At 63.1% G+C, this 3,275-nt stretch carries 3 protein-coding genes; all 3 read right to left on the reverse strand.

Translation table 11 applies throughout. The features are described 5' to 3' along the window. Positions 1-210: 210 nt before the first annotated feature. Complete coding sequence (locus BI292_RS09595) at positions 211-1,140, reverse strand: PfkB family carbohydrate kinase (protein WP_101207734.1); 930 nt, start codon at positions 1,138-1,140, stop codon at positions 211-213. After that, positions 1,133-2,599, reverse strand: a complete 1,467-nt coding sequence (locus BI292_RS09600) for a cytosine permease (protein ID WP_101207735.1) — start codon at positions 2,597-2,599, stop codon at positions 1,133-1,135. Before BI292_RS09600 ends, BI292_RS09595 begins: the two co-directional genes overlap by 8 nt. Before the next feature lie 220 nt (positions 2,600-2,819). After that, positions 2,820-3,275, reverse strand: a 456-nt coding sequence (locus BI292_RS09605) for an ADP-ribosylglycohydrolase family protein (protein ID WP_178076558.1), incomplete at its 5' end; no start/stop codon positions are given.

The following is a 3,275-nucleotide window of genomic DNA, read 5'->3' on the forward strand; positions in this document are numbered from 1 at the left end:
GCTTACAAGGGGGCTTACGGGGGAGGTTTGCAACGGGAACTCGCTCCTTGAGTGTAAGAAATGGCCTGACAGGTTGTCAGACACGTCCCCATCCTGGGGGTGCGCATTGTGCGAATTTTCCTACGGGATAGCAAATGGCCTCGATCCAAATCTGGCTTACGCGCACCGCAAATCCCTGTAGGGGCAAGGCTTGCCCGCGAAGGCGTCCGCTCAGTCGGCGCCCGCCTCGCGGATCAGCGCATCCACCTCAACCGAACCCGGCGCCGTCGCCGGCCCCCAGCGCGTCACGGCCAGCGCCGCAGCCGCATTCGCCCGGCGTGCCGCTTCGAGCGCCGGCAGGCCTTGCGCCAATCCGGCGACAAACACCCCGGCGTGCGCATCCCCGGCGCCATTGCTGTCCACCGCTTCAACCTTGAACCCCGGCACATGCTGACGTTCGCCACTTTGACTGATCCAGCAACCCTGCGGCCCATCGCGCACTACCATCAACACTTCGGCCGGCAGATGCTGCGCCAAGCGCGTCAATGCTTCGGCAATGTCCGCAGCGCCAGTAAAACGCAGCGCCTCGACAGCGTTGCTGGTCCACAGATCGATGCGCGGCAGCAGCGCATTCATCAGCGGCTCATCTGGCGAAGCCACCAGCGGGCCCGGATCAAAAATCACCTTGATCGCCTTCGGCAAGCTCAGCACCCAATCGACCAACGCCTGCGCCTTGCCGACGTGCAGCAAGCTGTAGCCGCTGACATACACGTAATCGCCCGCCTCGGCGGCAACACTGGCCAGATCCTCAGCGCTCAGCTCGCCCTCGGCGCCGATGTAGGAAATGAAACTGCGTTCCGCCGATGCATCGGTGACCGCGACGCACAGACCGGTGTCGCGCTCGGCTTTCTCGGCGATGCCGATCTGAATGCCCTCAGCCTGCATCGCCTCGCGCGCCAGATCGCCGAAACGCCCGGTGCCATGCCGGCCGAGGTAAACCACCGACAAACCATTACGCTGCGCGGCGGCCATCACATTAAAACCGCCACCGGCCTCGAAACTGGCGGATTGCGCCAACACATCGCCGCCGGCCTGGGGCAATTTATCCACGGCCATGACCAGATCGATGATGACCTGGCCGGTGTGCAACAGTTTAGGCATGAGCATTCTCGTTCAATGCAGCGCGACGATCCCTGGCCCCGCCGAGTACAAAATAGATCCCGCCGGCGACCAAAAACGTCACCACCCAGCCGAGGCCGTTATGCCCCAGCCACGAGTCGGACACGAAGCCGCGGAACCAGATATTTTCAGCGGTGGTGCCAATGGTGGTGAAACTGAAACCCAGCACAATCGCCACCGCCCACGCGCCGAAAGCCCGCCACTCGACGCCGCCGCGATACCAATAAGCGCTGCTCGGGCTGACGTCCAGCAAGTCGGTCGGGCTGTAGTAATGACGGTGAATCAGGTCAACGACGAAGATCCCGACCCACGCCGTGATCGGCACCGCCAGCAGCGAAATGAAGGTAATGAACGGGCCGTAGAAGCTGTCGGCGATCAGCATGAAGTAAATCGAACCGGCGAAAATCGCGACGATATCGACCACCACCGCGTACACGCGCGGCACCTTCAAGCCAAGGGTCAGCGTGGTCAGGCCGGCCGAGTACACCGACAGGTTGTTCGACAGCAGCAACCCGCCGAACGCGGTGATCAGGTACGGCACGGCCATCCAGGTCGGCAGCATGTCGCGGATCGCGATGATCGGGTCAGTGGCTTGCGCCAAGTCGCTGTTGCCGACCGACAGTAAACCGCCGAGGGTGATCAGCAACACCAGCGGAATCCCCGCGCCGAAAGCCGCCGAAGCGACCAGGCGCACGGCTTTGACGCTTTTATGCTGGTAGCGCGACATGTCTGCGCCAGCATTCGCCCAACCGATGCCAGTGCCGGCGGCCATGGTGCCGACGCCGATGATCATCGCGCTCAGTGGCGCCGGGGTGGCGTTGAACACCGCGCTCCAGTCGATGGTCGCGCAGAGAAAACCACCGACCAGAATGTTCAGCGCACCGAACACGTAAGTCGCCCACTTCTGGATCACCAGCAGCGTCGCGTGGCCGAGGCCGGAGACGGACAAGGTCAGCAACACGAAGATGGCAATGAAGATCAGCGTCAGCACCGGCGCACTTTTCGCCTGTACCGGCGAGCCGAACAGGATCGAGCACAGCGACAGCAACACGAACGCGGCGGTGGTGGTGTTGACGGTTTCCCAACCAAGGCGCGACATCAGCGAAACCACGGTCGGGCCGATGTTGCCGCGCACGCCGAAGATTGCGCGCGACAGGGTCAGGCTCGGCGCGCGGCCACGTCGGCCAGCGATGGAAATGATCCCGACCACGGCGAACGAGCCGGCGGCGCCGAGGATCGCGACGATGATCGCCTGCCAGATCGCCAAACCGCGAAACGCAACCAGGGTGGCGCCCAGCGGCAAACCGAGAATCGAGATGTTGGCGGCAAACCAGACCCAGAACAGTTGCAGCGGATGCCCGTTGCACTCGCTTTCGGGCACCGGTTCGATGCCGCGGGTTTCCAGTTGCCCGGCGCTTTGCCCGGCGTTGGTTGAACTCATGAAGGATGCTCCTGTTGCCATTTTTGTGGTTGTAGGCATTTTCGAAGACGCGATGACATCCCGGCCGTCCGGGCCGAATGGGTGCGTTCCGTTGCGGGTGAAAATTCAGGTAGGCGGTGCGGCTATCGCGAGCAAGCTCGCTCCCACAGGTACAGCGTGTACCTGAAAGTTTGCACTATCCCTTGTGGGAGCGAGCTTGCTCGCGATGAGGCCCGCCCAGTCAACGCAAGGCCAACAGCCCCTGCACCAACGGTTGCAGCTCCAGGCCATTGACGCTTTTGACCTTGTCGATCAACGCCACCGGCCAGCTCTCCAGACCCAGGCAGGCCCCGAGCATGGCGCCGAGAATCGCTGCGATGGTGTCCGTGTCGCCGCCCAGGCTGGCGGCCATGCACAGCGCTTCAAACGCATTCATTTCCCCGATCGCCACTTGCTGCGCCAGCGCGAACGAGACCACCACCGATTCCTGCGAAGCCACCGAAGTGCCGATCACGTCGTAGAGCAAATCGGCGAGCAAGGCTTTGTCGCTGTCGATGCTGATGGTGCGCGCCCAACTGATCCGCGAGGCAATTTTGCCGCCCGCGACCCAGTGCCCGTGGCTTTCCGCTTGTTGGGCGATTTGCATGCCCAGGTTCAACGCCTCGCCGAGGTCCATGCCGTTGACGCCGGCCGACAC

It is taken from the genome of Pseudomonas sp. 43NM1, assembly GCF_002836905.1.
GTDB lineage: Bacteria > Pseudomonadota > Gammaproteobacteria > Pseudomonadales > Pseudomonadaceae > Aquipseudomonas > Aquipseudomonas prosekii.

What these genes read in the sequence shown, in the direction of transcription:
- BI292_RS09595 (WP_101207734.1), bottom strand. Translation starts at nt 1,140, where the DNA reads ATGCCTAAACTGTTGCACACCGGCCAGGTCATCATCGATCTGGTCATG.
- BI292_RS09600 (WP_101207735.1), bottom strand. Translation starts at nt 2,599, where the DNA reads ATGAGTTCAACCAACGCCGGGCAAAGCGCCGGGCAACTGGAAACCCGC.